This is a genomic window from Halorussus aquaticus, assembly GCF_024218795.1.
GTDB lineage: Archaea > Halobacteriota > Halobacteria > Halobacteriales > Haladaptataceae > Halorussus > Halorussus aquaticus.
Map to the genome: position 1 here is coordinate 127,736 of NZ_CP100401.1, position 25,558 is coordinate 153,293.

Below are 25,558 nucleotides of genomic sequence, written 5' to 3' on the forward strand. Positions count from 1 at the left end.
ATGCTACGAGAAATAGGCGGAATTGAAACTGGAAATTGTCGTGTCCAATTTTTACAATACTACTGTCGGCCGTGACGCACCTCACCGGTCGAGGTACGACATCGCCTCCTCGTCCGAGACCTGACCGAACGACCGGTAGAACTGGCCGACCGCGTCGAAGTGGGGCGGCGTCTCGACCGCGACCACCTCGTCGGCCTCGGCGTGGAGTCGCTCGATGGCGCTCGGCGACCCGACCGGCACCGCGAGGACGACGTGACTCGCCCCCGCGGCGCGGACCTGTCGGAGCGCCGCGATGGTGGTCGCGCCGGTGGCGAGTCCGTCGTCCACGACGAGTACGCGTTTCCCATCTAGGTCCGGCAGGTCGCTCGTCCCGCGGTAGCGTTCGAGTTTCTGGCGGGCCGCCTCGGCCTCCGAGTCGCGCTCTCGCTCGATGTACGACTCCTCGACGGCGAGTCGGTCCACGAGGTCGTCGTTTCGCCAAATCGACCCGTCGCTCGCCACGGCGCCGATGGCGAGTTCCGGGTCGCCCGGTGCGCCGATTTTCGAGGCGACGACGACGTCCAGCGGTGCGTCGAGCGCGTCCGCGACCGGCCGCGCCACCGGCAGACCGCCGCGCGGTATCCCCAGTACCACGTCGACCTCCGCGCCGTGGTCGTCCAGCAGGTCGGCTAACTGTCGTCCGGCGTCGGTACGGTCCTGAAACATGGTCCCCCGAGTGTAGCGCCGGTAGCAGTCGGCTTAAACCTAGCCGCGACTTCCCGACCGGGGTCAGAACCGACGCCGGAGTCGGTGCCAGACCGTCCTGAAGAGTGACCCTCCGGAACCCTCTCGCGGTCGCGGAACGTCGTCGTCGTACTCCCCGTCCGGCAGCAGCACATCCGGCGAGCGGTCGTACGGCGGCGTCTCGCAGTAGGTCTCGATGCGCTCCCGTTCGTCGTCGCTCAGTTCGGAACTCATCGGTAGCGGCGGTTCGGTCTCGACGCCAAAAGGCGGTCGCGATTCTTGCTCTCAGTCGACCCCGATTAACCCGAATTAAGACCGGTAACGGTGCGTGGGACGCCGCGAACCGACCGAATACAGCCGATTCTCGGACGGTCCTCCGAGAGGGCGACTCGAACTACTCGGAGGGGTTCAACGAGGTCTTGAACCGTCTGAGCGCGGCCGAGTCGGCGTATCCACCACTCGTCGGACTCGCAGTTACCAGACCCGCTGACCGTTACCAGACCATCTGGCCGTCTTCGGTAATGTTTCCGACGTACAGCAGGTGCGCGAACGGGACGAACGCGATGAACTCGTCGTCTCCGTCGTAGAGTTCCACGCCTCGCTCGCCGACCTCGTAGCTGTCGCACTCTATCTGCTCGCCGTCGGAGATTTGGGCCTTGAACATCCGTGGCGTATCGCCAACGCCGACCGGCAAATGGTTGTCGGTGGGGTCGCCCCGAGCGCCGCCCGGGACCCTCTCGTCACAGCGTGCTACCGTAACCCGTTCGCGGCCGATTTATTCCGGCCGGATGGTCGGGAAACTGACGATGAAAATTTCGACGTCTCGAGTCTACATTCTGCGTGATGCCGAGTGGGAACGAAAATGGGGAAGGGGGAGTCTCTGACGGCCAGAAACGGATATACCACCGCAAGGTCACGCCGGAGGTCGAGGAGGCGAATCGGAGTCTCCTCCGTCTCGTGGCGAATCTGGAGAACTGCGAGTTGACCGACTTACCGCCGCTCTACGACCAGATAGACCACCTCATCGAACACCTCTTCAGCAGTCCGCCGCCGCCCGAAGCGCAGGTCGAAGTCGAGTTCTCCTACTACGGGTATCGCATCGAACTCGACCAGAGCGGTAACGTCTCGCTCATGAAACTCGCCACCGCCTCCGAGTCCACGGAGTGACCTCCAGTCGCCAACGGTTTTGGTCCGCGGCGTCGTAGTCCGTCCGTGACCAGCGAATCCGAGCGAGAGCGCGCCCGCGAGCGTGCGGCCGAGATGCTCGCGGACGCGGGCGTCGTTCTCACCGACGAGGAGCGGACGGAGATGGAAGTCGTGGACTACGGTCTCGGGGACCTCGAATCGGTCGGGACCGAAATCGTCGTCTACGTCAACGACGACCGCTACTGCGCGAAGGAACTCGTGCTGTTCCCCGACCAGACCTGTCCCGAGCATCGCCACCCGCCGTTCGACGACTACCCCGGCAAGCGCGAGACGTTCCGATGTCGCGCCGGGGAGGTGTTCCTCTACGTGGAGAGCGACGACGCGGACGAAGACGACGACGCGACCCGACGCGAGGACTGGTCGGTCGAACCGCCGGGGCGCGAGGAGTTCTACACCGCCGAGCGGGAGATTCACCTCGAACCCGGCGAGCAGTACACGATTCCCCCCGACACCCGTCACTGGTTCAAAGCGGGCGACGACGGCGCGGTCATCTCGGAGTTCTCCTCGCCGAGTTACGACGAGAAGGACGTGTTCACCGACCCGAAAATCGACCGAATGGCCGGTAGCTACTGACCGGGTTCGGTGGTGTCACCTCACTGCCGTCCTCTCGTCAGGACTCTCTCGGCGACCCACAGCACCGCGACCAGACCGGCGGTGATGAGGAAGTGGTTGGCGACGAGGCTGAGTGAGATGCCGATGGAGTAGGCCGCGCTGTCGAGTTCCAGCGTCGGCGGCGACCCCCGTAGCCACTGGGTTCCGTACCATCCCGCCAGCGCGACCGCGGCGAGGTGCGGCGCGTACCGAATCCCGGACGTCGCCGGGGTTCCCCCGGAGAACTCTCGGAGGATGTCGGCCCGAAAGACGAACGGAACGTAGACGAACACGAGCGCGTAGACGAAACTCGACCCGAGGACGCTCTCGGCCCCCTGCGCGTACCCGCTGAGGATGACGAGGACCACCGAGACCACGAGGGTGACGAACGCGTACATGAAGACAGCGAAGCCGAATAGCAACAGGTAGTCGCCGTGGCGTCGCGCTCGCTCGGTGCAACGGTAGGAGTTCTTGACCGCCACGAACGACGCGAGCAGGAACAGCAGCAGGACCGCGCCGACCGCGCCGGTCCTCGTGGCGGTCGATTGCCGGAACTTCATCAGGTAGACCGAGAGCGCGCCGAAGATGCCGATGACGGTGAACAACTGGTGGTTCGATTCGAGGAACGCCTCCATCGAGGGCGGTCGCTCGTCCCCGGTCTCGGCGCGCCCCTGTCGTGCGAGTTCACCCCAACGACCCATGGGTACTGGAGTCCGAGGGCCGTCCATAAAGGCGGCGTAACTGCCACCCGACAGGTCGGCCGCGCGACGTTCGTCTCCGGTCTCGCTACCACTCACCGGGAGTACGCTGAAGTCGGTTCGCCTCGTGCATAGTGAACCGAATGACCCTGCTCCTCGACATTCCGTGTCCGGACTGCGGCCGACGACGCGGCGTGAGAAAACGCGGTCTCGGTCGCTACTACTGCTCGAACTGCGACCGCGAGTTCACCCAGTCGGAGGTTCTCCCCGGATGACTCCCTTGACTGAGCGCTGCGGTGTACCGAGGAGAAGAATCAGTCGCTCTCCGCGGACGTTTCGGTCGGCTCGGCGTCCGACCCTCGACCGTCGAGCAGGCGCTCGGCCCTGTCGCGGTCCTCGGGATAGCCCACGTCCACGCGCCATCCGTCCATCCGAATCGCGTCGATAGTCCGGCCGCTCCGAATCAGGAGGTCGATGGCTTCGCTGATTTCGTACTCGCCTCGATTGGAGGGTTGGACGAGGTGGCAGGCGTGGAAGATTGCGGGCGTGAAGGTGTAGAACCCGGTCATCACGAGGTTCGACGGCGGGTCCTCGGGCTTCTCGATCACGTCCGTAATCTCGCCGTAGTCGTTGGTGTCACACACCCCGTATCGCCCGGCCTCTTCGTAGGGCACCTCCTCCGTGAGGAAGGCGGCGTCGGCCCGGTCCTCCCGCTGGCGCTTGACCACGTCGCCCAGATTTGCGTCGAAGATGTTGTCGCCGAGCATCAGCATGAAGTCGTCCTCGACGTAGTCTTCGACGGTCAACAGCGCGTGAGCGAGACCCTGCTGTTCGCGCTGGTGAGCGTAGGTAATCGGGATACCGTCGTACTCGTCGCCGTAGTGGTCGATGATGTCCTGCTTGCGGTAGCCGACCACCACGACGAACTCGTCGGCGTCCAGCGCCGACAGTTCCTCGAAGCAGTGGCTCAGAATCGGTCTCCCGTCTACCTCTACCATCCCCTTCGGCTTGTCCTCGGTCAACGGGCGTAAGCGGCTCCCCTCTCCTGCGGCTAAGATGACGGCTTTCATTCCCATCCCCAGCGAGACGACCACCCGTTCTTTGAAATATCTCCTGTTCGATTGAATCGGTTCGGCACTCGAAATTTACTCCGGGGCGTGCGCTGACGGCGACCGCTGTAGCGACCGACACGGGAACGGAAGCGGCCGAATCCCGCTCGGAACCGTCGCCGGAGGGGGTATCGCCCGAAGGAATAACCCGACGCACTCCGAAGGGGACGCTATGTGGCCTTGGGGGCATCTGGCGGTGGGGTATCTCCTGTACACCGCTTTCGTCCACCTCCGGCATCGCCGAGCGCCCGACGGGCCGCCGACCGTCGCGCTCGCGTTCGGCACACAGTTTCCGGACCTCGTGGACAAGCCGTTAGCGTGGACGCTCGACGTTCTTCCGACCGGGCGGTCGCTGACCCACTCCCTGCTTACCGCCGTCGTCCTCATCACGGTCCTCGAACTCCTGCTCCGCAGGCGCAACCACGGTACCGTGGCGACGGGGTTCGCGGTCGGCTACGTTTCGCACCTCTTCGGCGACGCGCTCTATCCGGCGCTCGACGGGAGTTTCTCTTCGCTACGGTTCCTCGCGTGGCCGCTCCTCCCGCCGATAGAGTACTCGACCGGCCAGAGTTTCCTCGCGCACCTCGACCAGTTGTCGCTCGAGTCGCTCGTCGTCTTCGAGGTCGCGTTCGGAGTGGTGGTCTTCGCACTGTGGCTCTCGGACGGTGCCCCCGGTCTCCGAGTCCTCGCGGCGATTCCGCGCTGGGTCGGACGGAAAATTCCGGTGTAATCCGGACCCGGCGAACGGACGACTCCTCTCTCTGGAGGCTGAAACCCCGTGTATCGTCCGCCAGCGGATTTATCCCAATCGTCGTATACTGTCCGGCGGGGGAGAAAATCGATGAGCCGAAAGCACACATCTTTAGCGATTATGTTAGTGACAGCGACGATTTTCGGGGGCGTGGCCACCGCACTCGGGGCCACAGGTCCCGTCGCCGGTGACGCCCAGTCGCCACCGAGCGAGGCGGTACGAGACGTTCAGACGCAGGCGAACACCACGATAACTTTCGAAAATCAGACCAGTAACGGGACGGTCGTCACCATCTCGCAGGTGACGCTCGAGGAAGGCGGTTTCGTGGCGGTACACAACCGGAGTCTCCTGAACGGCTCTGTCCTCGACAGCGTGCTCGGGACCTCCGCGTACCTCGACGCCGGGACCCACGAGAACGTGCAGGTGCGACTCGACGAACCGGTAAACGAGTCCCAGCGCCTCCTCGCACTGGCGTACAGGGACACCAACGGTAATCAGGAGTTCGACTTCGTCGAGACCCAAGGAGAGGAGGACGGCGCGTACACGGTAGACAATCAGGTCGTCGTGGACGAGGCGTTCGTCACTGTCGAGGAGACTGCTGAAACGACGACGACCACGACGGAGACGCCAACCGAAACGACGACTACCGAGACGCCGACGGAGACGACTACGACTACGACGGAGACGACAACCACGGCCACAGAAACCACCACAACCGAAACGACGACAACGACGACCGAAACGCCGACGGAAACGACGACGACCACGACAGAAACACCGACAGAGACGACCACGACCGAAACCACCGAAACGACGACAACCACGACCGAGACGCCGACTGAAACCACGACAACGACGACCGAAACCACGACAACGACGACAGAAACACCGACAGAGACGACCACGACCACGACGACGGAGACGCCAACCGAAACGACCACGACGACCACCGAGACGCCGACAGAGACGACGACCACAGAGACCACCACTACTGAGACGACGACAACTACGACGGAGACGCCGACAGAAACCACGACAACTACGACCGAGACGCCGACTGAAACGACCACGACCACGACTGTCGAACAGCCGGTCGAAGAACGCGAAATCACCTTCACGATAGACAACGTTCACGTCGAAGCGTTCTCGTTCGTCGTCGGTGACGCCGACGAGGTAGACCGGACGGTCGTCGTGGACAACGTCTCGATAAGTGACCGTACGGTCCACCTCGACCTCACGAAACTCCTGAGCGGTGCGTCGCTCGAGGAGAGTCTCGGCGAGCAGGCGGCCGACGAGACCGAGATCTCGAAGTCCGACCTCCAGAGCGTCGAGTTCGTCGTCCGTGACGTGACCATCCAGAACGTCACGTTCGTCGTGAACCTGCCGGAGCACGTGAAAGCGCAACTGCCCGACGAGATGGTGACTCCGACGGAGACAACTACCGAGACGGAGACGCCGACGGAAACCACGACGACGACGGAAACCACCACGACCGAAACGGAAACGGAAACGGAGACGACAACGGAGACGCCGACAGAGACGACCACGACGACCGAAACGGAGACGACAGAGACGACCACGACGACCGAAACGCCGACCACGACGGAGACGACGACCGCTGCCGAACCGTCGCTCAGGGTGCCCGCGCTCAGTGCGCCGACGACGGTGGTCCTGAACGACGGCCAACTGGTCGTGAGCGCGAAGGTCAGTAACCCGAGCGACCAACCCGTCACCGACACGGTCCAACTCCGGATAGACGGGACGGTTATCGAGGAACAGACCGTGAAGGCCGAACCCGGCGAGTCGCTGCAGGTGCAGTTCAAGGTGGACAAAACCGACCTCGGTCTCGAACCGGGCGAGGCGTTCCTCGAAGTTCTCACCACGGACTTCGGCAAATCCATCAACGTCACCGTGGCGGACCGACCGACTGATTCGGACACCACGACCGCAGAGGCGTAACGCGACGCCGCTCTCTTTTCGACCGATTCGGCAGCTATTTTCGACCGCGTTCAGCAGTTCGTCCGACTCCGGTGGGAGTGGGATAGCAAACGGAACTGATCGAGAAGCAGACCGAGCGACTCAGGACCTCGATGACGGGGGCTACAGGTATCCTAAGTCCGCCAACTGTTCTCTCATGTCGTCGGTGAACTCCGCCTCGTCGGTCTCGGCCGCCGTCCAATCGACCCACTCGTCGGCGACGCTCGAGAGCGTCTCGATCACCTCCGGGTAGTCGTCGCTCACGTCCGTGGTCTCGTCGGGCAACGCGAAGAGGTGGGAGTCCGCGGCGCTTTCGAGGTACTTGAACTCGTGCGTCCGAATCGCGCTGACCGGGTGTTCGTGGAGGAACTCGGTGTCGAACTCCGGGTTTATCTCGAAGAACTCGTCGAAGTCGGCGCGCCCGCGCTGGCTCAGACAGTACTCCCGCTCCTCGGTCCGGAGGTCGTATCCGCGGAACTGCTCGTGGTCCACTCCCGCGATGCTGGCGACGGTCCGGGTCACGTCCACGTGCTGGACGAGTTCGTCGCCGTCGCAGTCGAGGTCCGCCCCGGCGACGACGAGCGGAACGTGTGTCAGCGCGTCGTGGAGGACGAGGTTGTGGCCGACGAGTCCGTACTCCCCGAAGAGTTCGCCGTGGTCGGCCGTGACGACGAAAATCGTGTTCCCGTCGTCGAGCGCCCGGACGTGATTCACGATTTCGCGAACGCAGTCGTCGGCGTAGGTGATTTCGGTGTCGTACAGCGTCTCGATGGCGTCCCACTGGTCGTCGTCGAGGGGGCTTCCGTTCGCGTTGAGTCGTCGTATCTCGTCGCTGCCCGCGTACGTCTCCAGCGAGAGGTCTATCGCGTCCTCCATCGAGGTCGGGAGTTCGTCGCGGAACCGGTCCCGCGCCCGCCGCGGCGGGCAGTACGGATGGTGCGGGTTCCCGACGTGCGCGTAGAGGAAGAAGGGGTCCTCGCCCTTCGTTACGTTCGAGACCCACTGCTTGGCGATGTCGGTCGTGAGGTACGCGAGGTTGTGGCGGTCCTTGTCGAGTGTCAGTCCCGGCCCGTGAGACCTGACGTTCAGCGCGTACTTCAGGAGTCCGCGGGTCTTCTCGTTGAGCGGACTCCCCTCGTGGGACCCGAGGTTCAGACCGTACTTCATCAGGTCCGTGACGCCGCCGTCGGCCAGATTCTTCGAGAGCCAGTAGAAGTCCTGAAACCCGCGGTCGAGACCGTTCGCGGAACTCAGGTAGCCGTTCGGCGAGAGGCAGGCGGTCCGATACCCCTGCTTCGAGAGGAGTGCGGGCAGCGTCGTCAGGTTCGGCGGTAGCTTCCGCATCCCGGTCCCCTCCTTTCCGACCCCGTGGTCCGAGAGGTACGTCCCCGTGAGAATCGACGCGCTGGAGGCGGGCGTCCACATCGAGTGCGCGAAGCAGTTCTCGAACGCGGTCGCGTCGGACTCGGCCGCCAACTGCGCTATCGCGGGCGTCGTGTTCCGCTCGTACCCACCCATCGGCGTGTGGTCGGCCCTGACACTCTCCAGCGTAAGCCACACGACGTTCGGAGCGTCGTTCATGCAACCAGCACTCGGCAGACCGATGGATAGCTGTTTCGGCTAGACGAGCGAAACCGCGGCCCAGAGCCCGGATACGCCGATTTATCTTCGGGACGACCCACGAAACTCCGAGCGGCGACTCGGGAGGCCAGCAAGCCTTTCGTTCCGCGCGTCCACCGATTCGTCATGGACCTCGGACCCGACGAAGAAGGCCAACCGATCGAAGTCACCGTCACGGACGAACCGCCCGCGATGGAGCGCGTCCGAACCGTCGCGAGGCTACTCGACGAGGCCATCGAACTCCCGGTCGTCAACTACAGGATCGGACTCGACCCGATTCTCGGCATCCTGCCGGTGGGCGGCGACGCGGTGTCGGCGGCCATCTCGCTGTACATCGTCGCCGAGGGTGCCCAGATGGGGGCGTCGCGCGAAACCCTGCTGAAGATGCTGTTCAACGTCGGCGTGGACGCGGTCATCGGTTCGGTTCCGGTGCTCGGAACCATCGTGGACGCGGTCTGGAAGGCCAACGAGCGCAACGTCGCGCTGTTGGAAGAGGAGTTCAGCGACTCGGTGTAAGCCGGAGTCGCCGAACCGAAGGTGGCTATTCTCGGCCGTCTCACGGACACTTCGATTCCCACTCGGCTATCGGACGGACTTCGAATTGTCGGGACTCCTCGATTATACGGACTCCTCGACCCGTACCCAGCAGAACCCATACCGACCCAACTCGAAGCGCCACTCGTCGGCGCTCCCATCTTCCCCTCCGTCGCTCTCGACGCCGATTCTATCGGCGACGCGCTCGAACGCGGCGTCGCCGAACAGGCGGACCGGTTCGGCGTCCAGTTCGAGCGTCGCTTCGGTCCGTTCCTCGCCGAGATTGTGGACCGCGACCACCCGCCCGTGGTCGCTGGTCATCCGGTGGGCGAAGACGGCCCGGTCGTCGGCGTCGAGGACCTCGCAGTCGCCGTGGCCGATTTCCGGACACTCCGCGCGGAGGCGGTTGAGGCGCGAGAACCACTGGAACAGCGAGTCGGGGTCGCCGCGCTGGTCGGCGACGTTGACGGTCTCGTAGCCGTACTCGCCGCCGGAGACGACCGGCCGCACGAGTTGCTCGGGGTCGGCCGACGAGAACCCGCCGTTCTTCCCGGCGGACCACTGCATCGGCGTCCGGACCGCGTTTCGACCGGGCAGACTCAGGTCGTCGCCCATGCCGATCTCGTCGCCGTAGAACAGCAGCGGCGCGCCGGGGAGCGAGAACAGGAGGCTGTAGGCGAGTCGGACGCGGTCGGCGTCGCCGTCCAGCATCGGCGCGAGGCGGCGGCGGATGCCCCGGCCGTAGATGCGCATGTTCTCGTCGGGCGCGAACGCGTCGAACACTCGCTGCTGGTCGTTCTCGGGGAGGCGGCCGATGTTGAGTTCGTCGTAGTTCCGGAGGAAGTTGGCCCACTGGCCGCCCTCGGGCGGGACGGGCAGGATGTCCAGCACCTCCCGAATCGGTTCGGCCTCCCGCTCGGCCAGCGCCAGCACGAGGTAGGCGTCGAGCAGGAAGTTGAGCATGACGTTTATCTCGTCGCCCTCGCCGAGTTCGACGCCGGACTCCGCGTCGGCGTCGGGCGAGATTCGGCCGTGGCTGTTCCCGAAGTAGTCGCCGAGGCGGTCGGGCGCGTCGTCGGCCTCGGCGAACAGGATGGCGTCGTCGCCCCGGCGCTCCACGAAGTGGCGCATGTCCCGGAGGACGCCGTGCGGGTCGTCGAGTCGCGTCGATTCGAGACCGCCCTTGTTGTCTATCATCAGCGTGGCGGCGTCCACCCGGAACCCCGAGACGCCGAGTTCGAGCCAGAATCCCATTATCTTGCGAATCTCCTCGCGGACGTCCGGGTTGGCGGTGTTGAGGTCGGGTTGGAAGTGGTAGAATCGGTGGTAGTAGAACGCCTCGGCCTCCTCGTCGTAACTCCAGATGTTGTCCTCCTCGCCGGGGAACACCGGACCGCGGTGTGGGTCCGGGTTCTCGGGCGGGTCCTCCCGCCAGACGTAGTAGTCGCGGTACTTCGAGTCGGGGTCCTCGCGGGCCTTCCGGAACCACGGGTGTTGGTCGGACGTGTGGTTGACCACGAGGTCGACGATGACCCGGAGTCCCCTGCGGTCGGCCTCGCGGACGAACTCCACGAAGTCCCCGAGCGTCCCGTAGCGGTCGTCTACGCCGTAGTAGTCGGTCACGTCGTAACCGTTGTCCCGGTTCGGCGACGGGTAGAACGGGAGGAGCCAGATGCAGTCGATGCCGAGACTCTCGAGGTAGTCGAGTCGGTCGGTCATCCCCTCGAAGTCGCCGGCGCCGTCGTCGTCGCCGTCCGCGAACGCCTCCACGTCGATGGCGTAGAACGTCGCGTTCTCGTACCAGTGGTCCTTCGTTCCCATGTAGAACACACCCTCTCACCTCGTCTGTCGGCTTCGAGCAGAAAAAGTAGTGTGGCGGCCGTGATACGGCGACTGTGCGGAGGCGACGGAAGGAGAGTCGGGCGAACCCCCAACGAGGCACCGAGGAGACCGAACGGCCGGTCGAAATCCCCGGTGTCGCTCCGCCGCGCCGTCTTGCCGGTTTCCCAACGCGAAGTTTCCGCCGTCGGAGTCGCACTAACGGCTACGTACGCGTCGAAACGTCCGCCCGGACGACCGCAATCTAACCGTTATGTAGTGGGAGGATTCGCACGAACTCGGCCATTGAATAGGATCCTTCTTCAATCGAGTCCATGAACGAGGACATCACCGTACCGATACTCTCCGCGGACCCGGAGAACGGGACCTACCGCGTGACCTACTCCTATCCGTCGGACCCGCCCAGCATCGCCGTTCCGCTCGCTATCATGGAGATGAGTGGCTCCGACGTGATGGACCTGCGACCGCTCTACGAGGCCACGGAGGTGGACCCGGACGCGCTCGACGACCTGTTCCGACCGACCGCCAGCGGTGCCGTCCGCGAGTGTCGCGTGACGTTCCGGTACCACGGCTACGAGGTCACCGTCAAGAGCTACGGCCGTATCGTCATCCGCGAGACGGCGTTCCAGTAATCGGTCGACCCGACAGCTGTCCGGCGAACTTCGGCAACGGAGCGAACGCTAACCGTCTCGCGTGGGCGTTCGTCGCACCGATTCGCAACTCGGACCGAACCGTCTCGGAACGTCGCGAAACCTTGATTCAACCCCTCTTCGGTGGCGAACAGCCTGAAACGCTAAGTGTGTCGGCGTGTTCTACACTCTCGTTCTGGTGGGGGACTGATGGACGCGAGTACGCGAACAGCGACGGAGGAATCGGACCGAAGAGAGGCCGTGGTGGAGTGTACGAGAGTCACGCGGACGTACGCACGAGGGGGCAGCGGCGGGTGGTTCTCGTTCGGCAGCGACGACCGCGACGACCGCCCGACGGTCACCGCACTCGAAGACGTGTCGCTGACCGTCGAGCGCGGCGAGTTCGTCGGCCTGTCGGGACCGAGCGGGAGCGGCAAGTCCACGCTCATCCACCTGCTGTCGGGGTTGGACGTGCCGACAGAGGGCACCGTCACGCTCGCGGGCGAGGACGTGTCGGCGCTCTCGCAGGGGGAATTGACCCGCCTGCGACTGGAGCAGGTCGGCATCGTCTTCCAGCGGTTCCACCTCCTGCCCTCGCTGTCGGCGCGGGCCAACGTCGCGCTCCCGCTGGTCGAACGGGGAATCGGCAAAGCCGAGCGCCGCGAGCAGGCCGCCGACCTGCTCGAACGCGTCGGACTGGGCGACCGACTGGGCCACCGCCCGGGGGAACTGTCCGGCGGCGAGCAACAGCGGGTCGCGGTGGCGCGCGCGCTCGCCGGGGACCCCCTCGTCGTGTTCGCCGACGAACCGACCGGCGAACTCGACACCGACACCGGCGCGGTCATCCTCGACCTACTCGCGGACCTCGCCGAGGACCGCGCGGTGGTGCTGGCGTCCCACGACGAGCGAGCGCTCGACCGGACCGACCGCGTGATTCGACTCCGCGACGGACGGGTGAAGGATGCGTGACAGGGAGTCGTCCGCGATGGTGAGCGAGAGGTGGTCGTCCGGGCCGGTGAGGGGGAGCCATGAGTAGGCTCACGCGCTGGGTCGGTCTCGTCGGGGTCGCGCTCCGGCGGACCGCCACCAAGGCGACCCGGACCGCACCGCGCCAGACCGCCGTCAGCGTCCTCGGCGTGGCAATCGCGGTGGCGCTCATGCTGGTGGTCACCGCGACCGGTCTCGGTCTGGTTCAGGGCACGACCGTCCGGGGCGACGCCGTCGACTACTGGGTCGTCCCGGAGGGCGGCGGCGCGTCCACGATGGTCGTCTCCACCGAGTCGGCGCAACTCGGCGACGTTCACGCCAAGAGCGCCGCGCTCAACGACGACGGGCGCGTCGAGTACGCGACGCCCGTCCAGATTTCCGTGCTGAAGGTCCAATCCGGCGGGACGAGCGAGTACGTCCTCGGGGTCGGCGTCGTCCCGGACCCGAAACTCGACCGGGTGGCCGGACTCCCGACCGCGCCGCTGTCGCCGGGCGACCCGCACTACGCGAACGGTAGCTACGACGGCGAGTGGACCGGGCAGGCGGTCCTCTCTACGGGCGCGGCCCGGAGTCTCGGCGTGAACCGGACCGCCACCCTCTCGGTCAGTGGGGCCGTCTCTGGGTCCGCGAACCGCGACCTGCGGGTCACGGCCGTCGAGAGCGCCGCCGTAGAGTCGGGCCTCTCCGGCATGCCCGTGATGTTGGTCCACCTGAGCGAACTCCAGACCATCACCGGCGCGCAGTCGGGGGACTTGGCCGACCAGATTCTCGTCCAGTCGAACGCGGGCGGACTCCAGTCGTCGCTCGAAGACCGATTCCCGACCGCGAACGCCGTCACCCGCTCCGGGTTCACCGCGCAGAACTCGACCGACTCCGACCTCCCGCTGGCGATGGGGGTCGCGGCCCTGCTCATCGCCATCGTCGTCGGGACGCTGTTCGTGGCGACCACGCAGGGGTTGCAGGTCGAGGCCGACAGCGAGCAGTTGGCGACGCTCACCGCAATCGGCTTCTCGCGGCGCGCTCGCGCGGTCCTGCTGGTCGTGCAGGCGCTCGCGCTCACGCTCGTCGGCGGCGCGCTCGGCATCGTCCTCGCGTATCTGACGACGGCGGTCACGAACTACGCCGCGGTTCGCGCCATCGCTCCGGTTCCCATCGCCAACTTCCACCCGCTGCTGGTGGCCTACGGCTTCGGCGTGTCGTTGCTCATCGGCGTGCTGGTCGCGCCGTACCTGCTGGCCATGGAGCGCCGGACCGAGGGCGTCGCGGAGGTGATTCGGTGACTCGCCGTTCGCGTCGTCGCCGGACTCCGGAGGTGGTCGCGTGAGCGAGCGCCCCGAGCGAACGCGGGTACGCCAGAACTCGGTTCCGGAGGTGGCCGCGTGAGCAGACTCCGCGTCGCCGCCTCGGTCGCGGCCGCCCAACTCCGCCACGACCGGGCGCGGACCGTCCTCGCGGTGGTCGGCATCGCCGTCGCCGTCCTCTCGACCACCCTGCTCGCCAGCCTCGGCTACGGCGTGTTCGAGACCGGCCAGCAGAAGTTCGACGCGTCGGGCCGGGACCTCTGGGTCACCGGCGGGTCGCTCTCGAAGGGGCCCGGCGGCTTCGGCACGTCTATCCTCGACGCCCACAACGTGTCGCGCGACATCGAGTCTCGAGAGGAGGTAACGTCGGCGGTTCCCATGGCATTTCAGGCGGTCTACGTGGGCAACGGCTCGGGCGAGATGCAGACGCTCGTCGGGGTGGGCATCCCCACGGACGGGCCGTTCGTCTCCTACGAGAAGGGCAAACTCCCTCACGGCGACATCCACTACCAGAACGGCACCTACGAGGGGAAGATGTACCACGAGATAGTCATCGACCCCCGGACCGCCGAGATGCTCGACGTCGGGGTGGGCGACACCATCTACGTCGGCGGGTCGGTCGAGAGCGCGCGGGAAAACGAGTTCGAGATTACGGGTATCTCCTCGACGTTTTCTAGCTTCCTCGGCGCGCCGACGGTGACGACGTACCTCAGCGAACTGCAGGAGGTCACGGGCACGACGGGCACCGACAAGGCGACGTTCGTCACGGTCAACCTGAAGGAGGGCGCGAACAAGAGCGCGGTGGAGCAGGAGCTTCAGCGGGCCTACCCCGACTACACGATTCGGACGAACGACGAGCAGATGCGCTCGGTGCTCCGGCACAACGCGGTCGTCATCGCGGTCGGCGGTGCGCTGGTCGTCCTCGCGGTGGTCTCGGGGTTCGCGCTGACGCTCAACGTCCTCTCCATCGTCGTCTTCCAGCAGAAGGAGGAACTCGCCGCGCTGACCGCGCTCGGCGTCTCCTCGAAGACGGTGGTCGGGATGGTCGCCGCGCAGGGCGTCCTGCTCGGCGCGGTCGGCGGACTCGTCGGCGTCGCGGTCACCCCGCCGTTCGTTGTCGGCCTGAACTACGTCGCCGCGGAAATCGTCGGCTTCGAGGGACTGGTGCAGGCACCGGGGTCGGTCCTCGTTCTCGGCGGAGCCATCGCGCTGGTCATCGGGACGCTGGCGGCCGCGGTGGCGGGGTGGCGGACGCTCCGGACGGTCGGCGTGGACCAGCTTATGCGGTAATCAGTAACACAGTTGGGGAAACTACATCTTCGCGGCCGACGTTTCGACTTCCATGACGGCCCCGACGATTACGACCGATGCTGTCGGCCGAACGCGAGCGCCTCCGGACCGCGTCGAACTCGGGTTCGAGACCCGCGCAGTCGAACCTGACGTGACCGCGGCGCGACGGAGCGTCGCCGAGCGAGCGACCGAACTCCGTCGCGTCGTCGTCGAGGCCGGTGCGACCGACGAGAACGTCCGGTCCACTCGCTTCCGCGTCAGGAGACAGTCACCGGGTCACAGTGGGGACGCCGAGCGCGACCCCGAGTCTCGCCCCTTCGAGGCGATGGAGAGCGTGGCCGTGACGCTGGACGACCTCGACGCGCTCGGCGACCTACTCGCGGCCGGAGTGGACGAGGCGAACGCCGAAATCGACGACGTGACGTTCACGTTCCGGACCGAGACGAAGCGCCAACTGGAGCGCGAGGCCGTCGCAGACGCGGTGACGACGGCGCGGCGGAAGGCCGAGGCCGCCGCCGCGGCGGAGGGGGTCGGCGTCGGCGGCGTGCGCTCGCTGACGACCGAGGAGCGCTCGCGCGCCCGTCAGTCCGGTGCCGCGCTCGGCGCGGGGGCGGCCGAGCAGTCCGGGACCGCCCCGGCGAGCGGTCCCATCGACGTGACGGTCGGCGTCACCGTCGAGTACGAACTGGTCGAGTCGCCCTAGAGCGAGACGGACTGAGTCCGCTTCGTGACGCTCCCGGCCGCGTCCTTCACGCGGAGGGTCACGTCCATCGTGGTCCCCGCGGGGAACTGGAACAGTTCCCACCCGGAGGCGCTGGACCCGCTCACGTCGTTCACCGCGAAGTTCACGTCGGTGGACCCGTCGTTGACGACCGCCTCGACCGTATCAAGGTCGCCGTCGGCGTCGGCCGCGGCCCACTTGACCGAGAACATCCGGTCGCCGCCGAGTTTGTTACTCGTGGACACGTCGAACCGCTCGACGCTCGGCGCGGCCGACGGCAGGAGTTCCTGCACGCTGACTTCGGTCCCGTCGTATCGAATCGTCCACTTGCTCTCGTCGAGGCTCATCGACGTGAAACTCCCGTCTACGTAGTAGGAGTCGCCGTAGCCGTTGCCCGACGTTCCGGTCACCGTCACCGTGCCGTCGCCGTTGTCGGTGATGGAGTCGTTGCTCTCCGCGGCGTTGTCGCCCGCCGTCGTGTTCTTGGTGACGGTCCCCTCGACGGTGAACTCGTACTGCACGTTCGAGGTGTCCGACCCCGCGACGAGTTCGAGCGGTTTGCCTTGCGTCTGGTCGCCGCTACCGGACGTTCCGCTTCCCGAGATGTCCGGCATCTGGGTGTCGCTTATCGCGAAGCGGTCGAAGAAGACGGACTGGTCCTGCGGCGAGGTCCAACTGCCGCCGTAGTAGACGTTGAACGAGTAGTTGCACCCGATGGAGAGGTCCTCGGTGAACCGCATCCCGGACTTGTCGACGAGCAGTTCGTCGTCTATCCACATCTTGAGTTGGCCGTCGGCGTTCGCGGACCCGCCGTCGACCGAGTTGAGTTTGATGTACTGGCTGAGTTTGACCCACTGGCCCGTCGGGACCGTCGTCCCCCAGAAGTGGTCGCCGTACGTTCCGCCTTGGTCCATGTGGTAGCAGTAGTAGCCGACTCTGACGCCCCCGCTCACGGACGCGTCGAACGCGCCGCGGGCCGACCAGCCGTTGGTCCCGGTAGAGGGTTCGCCGCCCTTCCCGCCGCCGGGTTCCGTGTTCGCCGGGCCGGGGAGTTTCCCGCTCTTCCCGTCGTAGTTCGAGGAGAACCGGACCCACGTGTTCGCGTACAGTTCCGTGGCTTCGGAGTCGATGTCGCCCGCCTCGACGGGGTCGTACGTCGCTGCGACGCCGTAGTGGTTGCCTTGGGGAATCTCGACTTCCAGCGCGTGACTCCCGCTCTTGCTCGGGTCCGACACTCGTCCGTCGTAGGTCCCCTGCTGCCACGTGTCGGTGAAGATGTCGTCGTAGCCGGTCTGGTTGAACGTCTCGTACACGAGGTCGTCCTGCGTCTCCGCCGCCGCGCCGGTTGCGCTCGCCGCGTTCAGTCCGGCGACGGATGCGGCGGCCGCCCCGGCGAGTTGGAGGTAGCTCCGCCGGTCGAGTAGTGACGCCTCTGAATCGGATTCGCGTGCCGTCTCGTCGCGTGCCATGCAGTTTTCAATGCTCTGTAGACGTTTTAAATATTTACCGGAACGCCGCGTTTGGTGTTGGACCGTTGTGACGAGAGGGATTCCCCCGACCCTCGTTCGCCGCTGTCACCGCCGTTACTCTATTATAGAGGTCCATGGTTTCTCCTGTATGCTCTCGGAGTGCAGAACTGGACTGCAACTGCTCGAAGAACACGCCCGCAATCCGAAGAAGGGGATGCTCGCGGCCAACCTCCTCTACTACAAACTCAAAGAACGGGTCTCGGGAGGGGTGGACGGGGTGGACGTGCTGGCGGAGGACTGGGACAACCTGATAATCCTCGACGCGTGTCGGTACGACGCCTTCTCGCGAGTCGTCCCGGAGTATCCGGAGATTCGCGGCGAGTTGGAGTCGCGTCGCTCGAAAGCGCCCTACACGAGAGAGTTCCTCCGCAAGACGTTCGACGGGCAGAAACTCTACGACTCGGTGTACGTCACCGCGAACCCGCAACTGTACGAACTGGACGACAGCGACGACGACCCCATCGACGCCGAGTTCCACGCGACGGTCCACTCGTTCCTCGCCGACTACGACCTGAGCGTCTCGAAGGCGATTCGGGGCGGCTACGTCCCCGAACACACCACCGAGACCGCCAAGCGCGCGGCCGAGGACTTCCCCGACAAGCGCCTCGTCGTCCACTACCTCCCGCCCCACTGGCCGTTCTTCGGTGAGCGAGGGCAGGAACTCTTCGAGGGAATCGACAACGCCCCGTGGGACGAACTCACGTCGGGCGAACTCGAAATCCCCCGCGAGGACCTCTGGGACGCGTACGTCGAGAACCTGCGCATCGCGCTCGACGCCGTCTCGGACCTCCTCCCGGCGCTCGAAGGGAAGACGGTAATCACGGCCGACCACGGCCAACTGCTCGGCGACCTCGTGACGCCGTTCCCGGTCCGGGGGTACGGTCACCCCGGCGTTCACATCGACGCGCTCCTCGAAGTGCCGTGGTTCGTCTGCGAACACGACACCCGCAAGCAGGTCGTCGCGGAGTCGCCGGTCGGCGCGCCTTACCCCGACCTGCAACCCGACGACGCGGGCGAGCGAGCGAAGCAGACGCTCCGGGACCTCGGCTATGTTCCAGAGTGACGACGCGGGACGGCCGCCGGGCGACCGACGAGCGGTTCCCGAACCGCCGGTCGCCTCGGAAACAGCAGTCTGCGCTGGACCCGACGGCCGACATGTCTGATAGTTTCTCGACGGCCGACGCGTCCGATGGCGTCCCTGCGACCGGCGAGACCGACAGGGCCTCCACGACCGACACGTCAGACAGCGGGACGACGACCGACGCGCCGGACGGCGTCTCGACCGCCGACGCGGCCGAGAGCGACCCGACGGTCCTCGCGTTCACCGACCTGCGCCCCGAGGAACTGGTCGGGCCGCTCGACGCCGTCGATTCGGGGAGTCGCGTCCTCTCGTTCCCGGAGGCGGGTCCGGCCGCGAAACTCGTTCGCTCGGCCGTCGGCGGGGTCCGCGTCCTCCGGGAGTCGAACGTCGATGCGATACTGCTCTACAACGGAACCGGCGTGTTGGGGCTGGTCTCGGTCGTCCTCAGTAGACTCTTCGGCGTCCCCCTGCTGTTACGGGTAAACGGGGATATCTACAGGCAACACGCAGACAGGGTGCGCGAACTATGGGAGACAGACAGGTACGGCCGGGCCGCGGTCTTCCTCGTCTATCACCTCCTGACGAGGCTGACGTATCTGGCCGCGAGCGGCTACGTCACCGTCTCGGACGACCTGCGCGACCGACTCGAATCGAAACCGAGCTACCCCGACCGACCCGCGGTCAGCGCGCGCAACCCGGTCGATGCCTCACGATTCGCCGACAGCGACGAGACCGACGCCATCTGCGGCGTGGACCTCGACGGGACGCGGGTACTGTTGACCGTGACGAACCTGAACTACGAGGGGAAGTACCGCGGCGTGGTCGAAATCGTCGAGGCCGTCACCGACATCCTCGCCGAACGCGAGGACGCGGTGTACGTCGTCGCGGGCGACGGGACCTACTTCGAGCGATTAGTCCGGTACGTCGAGACGAGCGTGCCCGAGGAGGTGGCCGAGCGAATCCTCCTCCCGGGCTACGTCGAGAACGTTCCGCCGGTGTTCGCCGCGGCCGACGCGTTCGTCTACAAGTCCTACATCGACGGCTACCCCAACGTTGTTCTGGAGGCGCAAGCCGCCGGACTCCCCGTGGTCGCGAATCCGGACTGCGGTATCGACGAGCAGGTCGCCGACGGCGAGACGGGGACGCTCGTCTCGGCCGCCGACCAGTCGGCGCTCGCCGACGCGGTGGACCGACTGCTGACCGACGAGAATCTTTGCGAGAGGGTGGGTCGGAGCGCGACCGAGCGAGTCCGGGTGCGGAACTCGAACGAGCGCGTCGGTCGAGAGTTGCTGGACGCTGTCGCCAGAATCCTTCGGTCGTAGTCGGGACACGGTGTTGTCCGCGCCCTCCGCGGCGCTTCGGCGTTCCCGACCGTTTCGGCATCGTCAACATTCCCGCTACTCTCGGCGTTCCGTCGTTCTGACGTTTTTCGAGTCGAAGACTTATCGTTCCGAACGAGAAGACGAACAGAGCGGTCCGTACCGCACCCTGCCGCAACGTATTTCTATATATGCGTATTTGGTACGGTGACTGGGGGTTTCCGACGTACTCATGAAAGCAGTTATGTTAGGCGCTGGAGAGGGGTCTCGCTTGCATCCTCGGACCGACGGTGATCCGAAACTGTTCCTCGACGTGGACGGGGAGACGATATTCGAGCGCCAACTCGACGCGCTCGCGCCGTTGGTCGAGGAGGGACTGGTGGACGAGCGCGTCTTCGTCGTGCTGGGCTACGGGTTCACCGAGGACACGCTCGACGGTCGGAGTCGCGCCGAGAAGATAGACGAGTACGTGCGTATCGACGACCGGTTCGAGTTCGAGGTCGTCGTCCTCCCGTACTGGAACGCGGTGGAGAACGCCGCGTCGGCGCTCGCGGGCCTCAACGTCGTGGACGACGACGCGCTGTTGCTCTGCGGCGACGTCATCACGACAGAGGGAGTCCTCTCGACGGTCGTCGAGCGGTTCCGCGACGACCACGGCCCGGACGGCTACAGCACCGTCGCCGCCATCGAAGGCGTGCAGGACGAGATGACCGCCGTCCAGTGGGACGAGTCCCGAACAGTCACCGACTACGGCGCTATCGAGGGTCATCAGGAGGCGGGCATCTTCGTCCTGAACCGCGACCACTTCGAGACCGCTGGCCGAATCCTATGTGCGAACGCGGTCGAGGAGTGGTTTCCCATCGTCTTCCCGGCGGTGCCGTCGAAGGCGGTGACCATCGACCCGCGGCGGCACGTCGAGATAAACACCGAGGCCCACTTCCGCGAGGCCGTGCGGAGTCTCCCGCTCGAACCGACGGACAGGAGCGAAATCGAACTCTGACGGTCACCGATGAGCGACGCACTCACCGACGCGGTCGGGGCGGTCGTCTCGTACCTGCTCCGGCCGCTCGTCTTCCTCCTGTCGCATCTCGTGCCGCGTAACGACCGCGTCTGGGCGTTCACCGCGGACCAGAGCGGTCGATTCGCGGAGAACGGCAAGTATCTCTTCCTCCACGCCGTCGAGCGCTCCGACGAGATTCGACCCATATGGCTGGCCCGCGACCGCGAGGTGTTGAGGGAACTGCGGGGCCGGGGCTACGAGACCTACCACGTAGACGACTGGCCGGGCAAATACGTCGCGCTGCGTGCCGGATGCGTGTTCACGTCCCACGGGGTTCCGTTCTGGCAGTACATCGGGGGCGCGACGGTCGTTCAGATGTGGCACGGGAACGCGCTGAAGCGACTCGGCAACGACATCGAGTCGGACGCCTCGTTGCTCGTGCGGTCGTACCGGAAGCACGTCATCCGGAACTGGGACCGGTTCGTGACGACCGGCACGGCCGACGCGCTCGCGCCGTTCACCTCGGCGTTCGACGTCCGCCCCGAGCAGGCGCTTCCGACCGGCTACCCCCGAGACGACGTGTTCTTCGAATCGGTCGAGGGAGCGACGGTCGGTCTCGACGGCTACGACCGACTCCGGGAGTTGAGCGAGGAGGCCACCCTGATATCGTACATGCCGACCTCTCGAAACGCGTTCGAGGGCGACCAAGGGACAATCGACGGGACCAAACTGGGAATCGAGGAACTGGACCGGACGCTGGCCGAACACGACGCGTACCTGCTGCTCAAGGCCCATCCGTGGTCGGACGTGGAACTCGACGAAGAGGAGTTCGACAGGGTGGTTTTGCTCCCCTCCGACCTCGACATCTACCCGGTGCTCCCGCTAGTGGACGTGCTCGTGACCGACTACTCGTCGATTTACTTCGACTACCTCCTGCTCGATAGACCGGTGGTGTTCTACGCCTACGACCTCGACGCGTACCGCGACGCCCGCGGATTCTACTTCGACTACGACGAGGTGACTCCCGGGCCGAAACCCGAGACCGCAGACGAGTTGCACGAGTGGCTACGCCACTTCTTGGAGGGTGACGACGGGTTCGAGGACGAGCGCGCGCGAGTCCGAAACCAGTTCTTCCGATATCAGGACGGTGGCGCGTCCGAGCGCATCTACCGCCACGTCCGGGGCGAGGTGCTGGGTCTCCCCGCAGAGACGCCCGGTTCGGTCCGGGACGACGCGCGACGCGCCACCGAACGGACGGTCGAACCCGGACGGTCACCGTGAGAGTGCCAGACGCGACGGGGAACCCCCACAACTGTTCCACCTATCGACGGTGTAGAACGTCGAGACCGTTTCGTCGCGCAGCACCCTCTAGGCCGTTATGCTTACGAGTCGGGTCCAAATATAAGGGAACGGAGATTCTAAACGGACTGTGATTGGGGGACGATGAGCGGGGACATATCTCGGGGGGAGAAGGTAGCAGCGCTGAAAGAGATTATCTACTACAAGCCGCTCCTGATGGGGGTGATAATGACGCTGGGAGTCGTCGCGGCGGTTCTCGAAGGTCTCGGTCTGAGCTTCCTCATCCCGATAATCGAGATCATCCAGTCCGGCGGCGAACCCGCCGCAGAGGGCGGCATCGTGGGCGGGTTCGCCCGCGTCTACTCGTTCGTCGGCATCCCGTTCACGCTCGAAACCATCGTGGCGGGCGTCATCGTCGTGATGGGCGTCCGGTACGCCTCGGGATTCGGCGTGATGTGGCTGGGACAGGCGCTCCGGAGCTACTACGAGGGCGACCTGAAGCGACAGGCGTTCGACTCGGCGCTCGGCGCTCGAATCGCGTACTTCAACCAGAACGGCTCCGACGAGATACTCAACGCCATCGTCACGCAGTCGAAGTACGCGGCCCGGAGCGTCTCCTACATGGTGAAGATGCTGGAGCGGACGCTCCTCGCGTTGATGTACGGGGCCATCGCGCTCTACCTCGCGCCGGTGCTGACGCTGGTGACGGGGACCGTGTTGGCCGCCGTCGCCATCGGAATCCGGCAGGGACTCGAATCGGGGTACTCGGTCGGTGACCGCGTCACCGACGCAAACGAGCGGATTCAGGAGTCGGCACAGGCCGGGACGCAGGGCATCCGGGAGGTGAAACTGTTCGGTCTCACCGAGGAGGTGCGCCAGAACTTCCACAGCGCCGTGGACACGTTCGTGAACTCGACGGTGCGACTCCGCCGGAACGAGTCTGCGGTCAACAACGTCTACCAGTTCGCCAGCGCCATCTCGATATTCGTGCTGATATACCTCGCGGTCACGTTCACGTCGATGACCCTCGGGATGCTGGGCGTGTTCCTGTTCGCCATGTTCCGACTCGCGCCCATCCTGAGCGTGCTCAATCGCCGGGTCTACCAGTTGGAGGGGAACCTCCCGCACGTCATCCGGACCAACAACTTCGTGGAGGAACTCGAACAGAATCAGGAACCGACCACCGGGAGCGAGACGGACGTCGGCGAGGTTCGGGAGATAGCGTTCGACGACGTCTCGTTCTCGTACGCGAACGACGAACCGGTCCTCGACGGCGTCTCGTTCAGCGTCTCCAAGGGCGAGTTCGTCGCGTTCGTGGGCCAGTCCGGTGCCGGGAAGTCCACCATCGTCTCGCTGTTGAGTCGGATGTACCTGCCCGACGACGGGGAGATAACCGTGGACGGGCTCCCCATCGCCGACATCGACCTCGAAACGTGGCGCTCGAAACTCGCCATCGTCAGGCAGAACCCCTACGTCTTCGACGACACTCTCTGGTACAATCTGACCGTGGGAAACCGGTCGGCCTCGCGCGACGAGGTCGAGCGCGCCTGCGAAATCGCGCAGGTCAACGAGTTCCTCGACTCGCTGGCCGACGGGTACGACACCGAACTCGGCGAAGAGGGCGTCAGGCTCTCGGGCGGGCAGAAACAGCGAATCGCGCTGGCCCGTGCGCTGCTGAAGGAGGACGCCGACGTCCTCGTGTTGGACGAGGCGACCAGCGACCTCGACTCGGTGACCGAACAGCGCGTGCAGGCGGGAATCGAGTCGATGGAGCGCGAGTACGCGGTCATCACGATAGCCCACCAGCTCTCGACCATCCGGAACGCCGACGAGATAAACACCATCGACGACGGCCGCATCGTCGAGCAGGGGAGCCACGACGTCCTCCTCGACAACGAAGGGACCTACGCCGACCTCTACAGCCGTCAGTACTCCGACTGACTCGGAATCAGCGGCGACTCGTTCACATATTTACACTGTCCTTATGCACTGCGGGTGCGCTAGCGCTTCGTACGGGCCAGTCCTTGCTGGCGATTGTCCCCCGAGTAAAGCCAATGAAATCCACGCGACGACGAGTCCTTCTCGGTCTGGGCGCGCTCGCGGGCGGCGCGGGTCTCACCTACGCGGTGCGCGACGACGGTCGAGCGGGGAGCGACGAACCTGACGAGCGGGCACCGAAGACGAGGCGAACGAGGCGACCGACTCGACGCGGTCCGAACTCGACCACCGAAGGAGGGGCGGAGACGACCGGCGGGCGCGAGGCCGAGACGACCGAAGACGCGGCCGAGACGACCGCCGAGGAGGACACCGACACGACGAGCGAGCGCGACGTGGACTTCCCCGAGCGATTCGTCCGGTTCCCGTTCGACCGGTGGAAGTCGCTCGCGAAGTTCACGGAACGGGACTTCGCGCTCAACCTCGAAATCGACGAGCGCGGCGTCTCTCCGTCGTCGAACTCGCTCCAAGTGACGTTTCGCGAGGGCGGACACCACGGCGCGTCGCTGCACTACCAGTTCGACGAGGCGGGGTACGCCGACCCCGAGGAACTGCACGCACGCTACTACCTCCGGTTCTCGGACACGTTCGACCTGCCACGCGGCAGCGGCGGGAAGTTACCCGGCCCGGCGGGGACGTACGGGCAGGCGGGATGGGGCGGCCGTCGGGCGGACGGGGCGAACGGGTGGTCCGCGCGGATGTACTTCGACTCGACCGACGACCCCGAGCGCCCGATTCAGTTGTTGAGCTACGTCTATCACGCCGACATGGACACTCGATACGGCGACCCCTTCGAGTGGGACGAGTCGGCGGCCGGGCGTCTGGAACTCGGGAAGTGGTACCGCATCGACAACTACGTCCGATTGAACACTCCCGGCGAGAACGACGGCGTGCTGAGGGGGTGGGTGAACGGGGAGCGCGCGCTCGACGCGACAGACCTTCGGTTCCGCGACGTGAGTTGGCTCAGAATCAATCAGTACTGGTTCGACTGCTACTGGGGCGGGTCGTCGCCCTCTCCCACCGACAATCGGGTGTACTTCGACCGGATGACGCTGTTCTCCGAACACCAGCATCCGAACGAGTGGGCCGGGACCGAGACGGGGATGACGCCCAGATCCGAGACGACCGAGGAGATTACCGAAACCGCGAGTCCGGAGACTACCGAAACTGCGGGCGGGGAGACCACCCAAAAGACGAAGGAAGCGACGACGAAGATGGAAGGAGAAACGACGAACACGACGGACGAAACGGCCGAGAAGACCACGACGGCCGACGAGCAGACGACCGAATAGCCGACTCGGCCGAATCGCGTAGTGGAACGGGGGACCGTCCCCCGGAAGGGACTCCGTTTAACCGCCG

At 65.5% G+C, this 25,558-nt stretch carries 25 protein-coding genes; 17 read left to right on the forward strand and 8 right to left on the reverse strand.

Annotated features, from left to right (window positions below; all coding sequences use genetic code 11):
- Positions 1 to 81 precede the first annotated feature (81 nt).
- From NGM06_RS19085 to NGM06_RS19095, 3 genes are all read right to left on the reverse strand, one after another.
- A complete protein-coding gene (locus NGM06_RS19085; protein ID WP_254270357.1) occupies positions 82 to 705 on the reverse strand; it encodes a phosphoribosyltransferase in 624 nt (207 codons plus the stop codon).
- Between the two features lie 63 nt (positions 706 to 768).
- Positions 769 to 957, reverse strand: coding sequence for a hypothetical protein (locus tag NGM06_RS19090; protein WP_254270358.1), 189 nt, complete (start codon positions 955 to 957; stop codon positions 769 to 771).
- A 259-nt stretch (positions 958 to 1,216) separates the two neighbouring features.
- Positions 1,217 to 1,387: a hypothetical protein gene (locus NGM06_RS19095; RefSeq protein WP_254270359.1), complete on the reverse strand. Its 171-nt coding sequence runs from the start codon at positions 1,385 to 1,387 to the stop codon at positions 1,217 to 1,219.
- Positions 1,388 to 1,566: 179 nt separating this feature from the next.
- On the opposite strand from NGM06_RS19095, the gene NGM06_RS19100 reads away from it, so the two are divergent.
- Positions 1,567 to 1,890, forward strand: a complete 324-nt coding sequence (locus NGM06_RS19100; protein ID WP_254270360.1) for a HalOD1 output domain-containing protein — start codon at positions 1,567 to 1,569, stop codon at positions 1,888 to 1,890.
- A gap of 45 nt (positions 1,891 to 1,935) precedes the next feature.
- Positions 1,936 to 2,502 (forward strand): D-lyxose/D-mannose family sugar isomerase, encoded by a 567-nt coding sequence (locus tag NGM06_RS19105; protein ID WP_303659016.1) that lies wholly within the window; start codon positions 1,936 to 1,938, stop codon positions 2,500 to 2,502.
- A 20-nt stretch (positions 2,503 to 2,522) separates the two neighbouring features.
- On the opposite strand, the gene NGM06_RS19110 is transcribed toward NGM06_RS19105, so the two are convergent.
- Complete coding sequence (locus tag NGM06_RS19110; RefSeq protein ID WP_254270361.1) at positions 2,523 to 3,221, reverse strand: hypothetical protein; 699 nt, start codon at positions 3,219 to 3,221, stop codon at positions 2,523 to 2,525.
- Between the two features lie 140 nt (positions 3,222 to 3,361).
- On the opposite strand from NGM06_RS19110, the gene NGM06_RS24195 reads away from it, so the two are divergent.
- Positions 3,362 to 3,493 (forward strand): hypothetical protein, encoded by a 132-nt coding sequence (locus NGM06_RS24195; RefSeq protein WP_256568010.1) that lies wholly within the window; start codon positions 3,362 to 3,364, stop codon positions 3,491 to 3,493.
- Positions 3,494 to 3,532: 39 nt separating this feature from the next.
- On the opposite strand, the gene aglF is transcribed toward NGM06_RS24195, so the two are convergent.
- Positions 3,533 to 4,288, reverse strand: coding sequence for a UTP--glucose-1-phosphate uridylyltransferase AglF (gene aglF / locus NGM06_RS19115; protein WP_254270445.1), 756 nt, complete (start codon positions 4,286 to 4,288; stop codon positions 3,533 to 3,535).
- Positions 4,289 to 4,499: 211 nt separating this feature from the next.
- Between aglF and NGM06_RS19120 the strand changes: the two genes are divergently transcribed.
- Positions 4,500 to 5,057 (forward strand): metal-dependent hydrolase, encoded by a 558-nt coding sequence (locus tag NGM06_RS19120; RefSeq protein WP_254270362.1) that lies wholly within the window; start codon positions 4,500 to 4,502, stop codon positions 5,055 to 5,057.
- Positions 5,058 to 5,228: 171 nt separating this feature from the next.
- The gene (locus NGM06_RS19125; protein WP_254270363.1) at positions 5,229 to 7,037 is read left to right on the forward strand and encodes a DUF7282 domain-containing protein; all 1,809 of its coding nucleotides are present in this window, start codon (positions 5,229 to 5,231) and stop codon (positions 7,035 to 7,037) included.
- A 141-nt stretch (positions 7,038 to 7,178) separates the two neighbouring features.
- Here the strand turns inward: NGM06_RS19125 and NGM06_RS19130 are convergent, their stop codons facing one another.
- Positions 7,179 to 8,636, reverse strand: coding sequence for a sulfatase (locus tag NGM06_RS19130; RefSeq protein ID WP_254270364.1), 1,458 nt, complete (start codon positions 8,634 to 8,636; stop codon positions 7,179 to 7,181).
- Positions 8,637 to 8,801: 165 nt separating this feature from the next.
- On the opposite strand from NGM06_RS19130, the gene NGM06_RS19135 reads away from it, so the two are divergent.
- The gene (locus NGM06_RS19135) at positions 8,802 to 9,191 is read left to right on the forward strand and encodes a DUF4112 domain-containing protein (protein ID WP_254270365.1); all 390 of its coding nucleotides are present in this window, start codon (positions 8,802 to 8,804) and stop codon (positions 9,189 to 9,191) included.
- 102 nt (positions 9,192 to 9,293) lie between these two features.
- On the opposite strand, the gene NGM06_RS19140 is transcribed toward NGM06_RS19135, so the two are convergent.
- A complete protein-coding gene (locus tag NGM06_RS19140; protein WP_254270366.1) occupies positions 9,294 to 11,030 on the reverse strand; it encodes an alpha-amylase family protein in 1,737 nt (578 codons plus the stop codon).
- Between the two features lie 332 nt (positions 11,031 to 11,362).
- On the opposite strand from NGM06_RS19140, the gene NGM06_RS19145 reads away from it, so the two are divergent.
- The 5 genes from NGM06_RS19145 (at position 11,363) to NGM06_RS19165 (ending at position 15,958) form a co-directional block, all read left to right on the forward strand.
- The gene (locus NGM06_RS19145; RefSeq protein WP_254270367.1) at positions 11,363 to 11,680 is read left to right on the forward strand and encodes a HalOD1 output domain-containing protein; all 318 of its coding nucleotides are present in this window, start codon (positions 11,363 to 11,365) and stop codon (positions 11,678 to 11,680) included.
- Positions 11,681 to 11,887: 207 nt separating this feature from the next.
- Positions 11,888 to 12,646 (forward strand): ABC transporter ATP-binding protein, encoded by a 759-nt coding sequence (locus NGM06_RS19150; protein WP_254270368.1) that lies wholly within the window; start codon positions 11,888 to 11,890, stop codon positions 12,644 to 12,646.
- A gap of 59 nt (positions 12,647 to 12,705) precedes the next feature.
- Positions 12,706 to 13,944: an ABC transporter permease gene (locus tag NGM06_RS19155; RefSeq protein ID WP_254270369.1), complete on the forward strand. Its 1,239-nt coding sequence runs from the start codon at positions 12,706 to 12,708 to the stop codon at positions 13,942 to 13,944.
- Between the two features lie 99 nt (positions 13,945 to 14,043).
- A complete protein-coding gene (locus NGM06_RS19160; protein ID WP_254270370.1) occupies positions 14,044 to 15,255 on the forward strand; it encodes an ABC transporter permease in 1,212 nt (403 codons plus the stop codon).
- Positions 15,256 to 15,307: 52 nt separating this feature from the next.
- Entirely contained in the window at positions 15,308 to 15,958 is a 651-nt protein-coding gene (locus NGM06_RS19165) for an SIMPL domain-containing protein (protein ID WP_254270371.1), read from the forward strand.
- On the opposite strand, the gene NGM06_RS19170 is transcribed toward NGM06_RS19165, so the two are convergent.
- Complete coding sequence (locus tag NGM06_RS19170; RefSeq protein WP_254270372.1) at positions 15,955 to 17,445, reverse strand: polysaccharide lyase; 1,491 nt, start codon at positions 17,443 to 17,445, stop codon at positions 15,955 to 15,957. The genes NGM06_RS19165 and NGM06_RS19170 overlap by 4 nt on opposite strands.
- 148 nt (positions 17,446 to 17,593) lie before the next feature.
- Between NGM06_RS19170 and NGM06_RS19175 the strand changes: the two genes are divergently transcribed.
- The 6 genes from NGM06_RS19175 to NGM06_RS19200 all read left to right on the forward strand — a co-directional run bounded on the left by NGM06_RS19175 (position 17,594) and on the right by NGM06_RS19200 (position 25,491).
- Positions 17,594 to 18,568, forward strand: a complete 975-nt coding sequence (locus NGM06_RS19175; RefSeq protein WP_254270373.1) for a hypothetical protein — start codon at positions 17,594 to 17,596, stop codon at positions 18,566 to 18,568.
- A complete protein-coding gene (locus NGM06_RS19180; protein ID WP_254270374.1) occupies positions 18,565 to 19,908 on the forward strand; it encodes a glycosyltransferase family 4 protein in 1,344 nt (447 codons plus the stop codon). The genes NGM06_RS19175 and NGM06_RS19180 overlap by 4 nt, the downstream gene beginning before the upstream one ends.
- Before the next feature lie 241 nt (positions 19,909 to 20,149).
- Positions 20,150 to 20,905: an NTP transferase domain-containing protein gene (locus NGM06_RS19185; RefSeq protein WP_256568011.1), complete on the forward strand. Its 756-nt coding sequence runs from the start codon at positions 20,150 to 20,152 to the stop codon at positions 20,903 to 20,905.
- 9 nt (positions 20,906 to 20,914) lie between these two features.
- The gene (locus NGM06_RS19190) at positions 20,915 to 22,186 is read left to right on the forward strand and encodes a CDP-glycerol glycerophosphotransferase family protein (RefSeq protein WP_254270376.1); all 1,272 of its coding nucleotides are present in this window, start codon (positions 20,915 to 20,917) and stop codon (positions 22,184 to 22,186) included.
- 162 nt (positions 22,187 to 22,348) lie between these two features.
- Positions 22,349 to 24,145, forward strand: coding sequence for an ABC transporter ATP-binding protein (locus tag NGM06_RS19195; protein ID WP_254270377.1), 1,797 nt, complete (start codon positions 22,349 to 22,351; stop codon positions 24,143 to 24,145).
- Positions 24,146 to 24,258: 113 nt separating this feature from the next.
- Complete coding sequence (locus NGM06_RS19200) at positions 24,259 to 25,491, forward strand: polysaccharide lyase (protein ID WP_254270378.1); 1,233 nt, start codon at positions 24,259 to 24,261, stop codon at positions 25,489 to 25,491.
- The last annotated feature ends 67 nt before the right edge of the window (positions 25,492 to 25,558 follow it).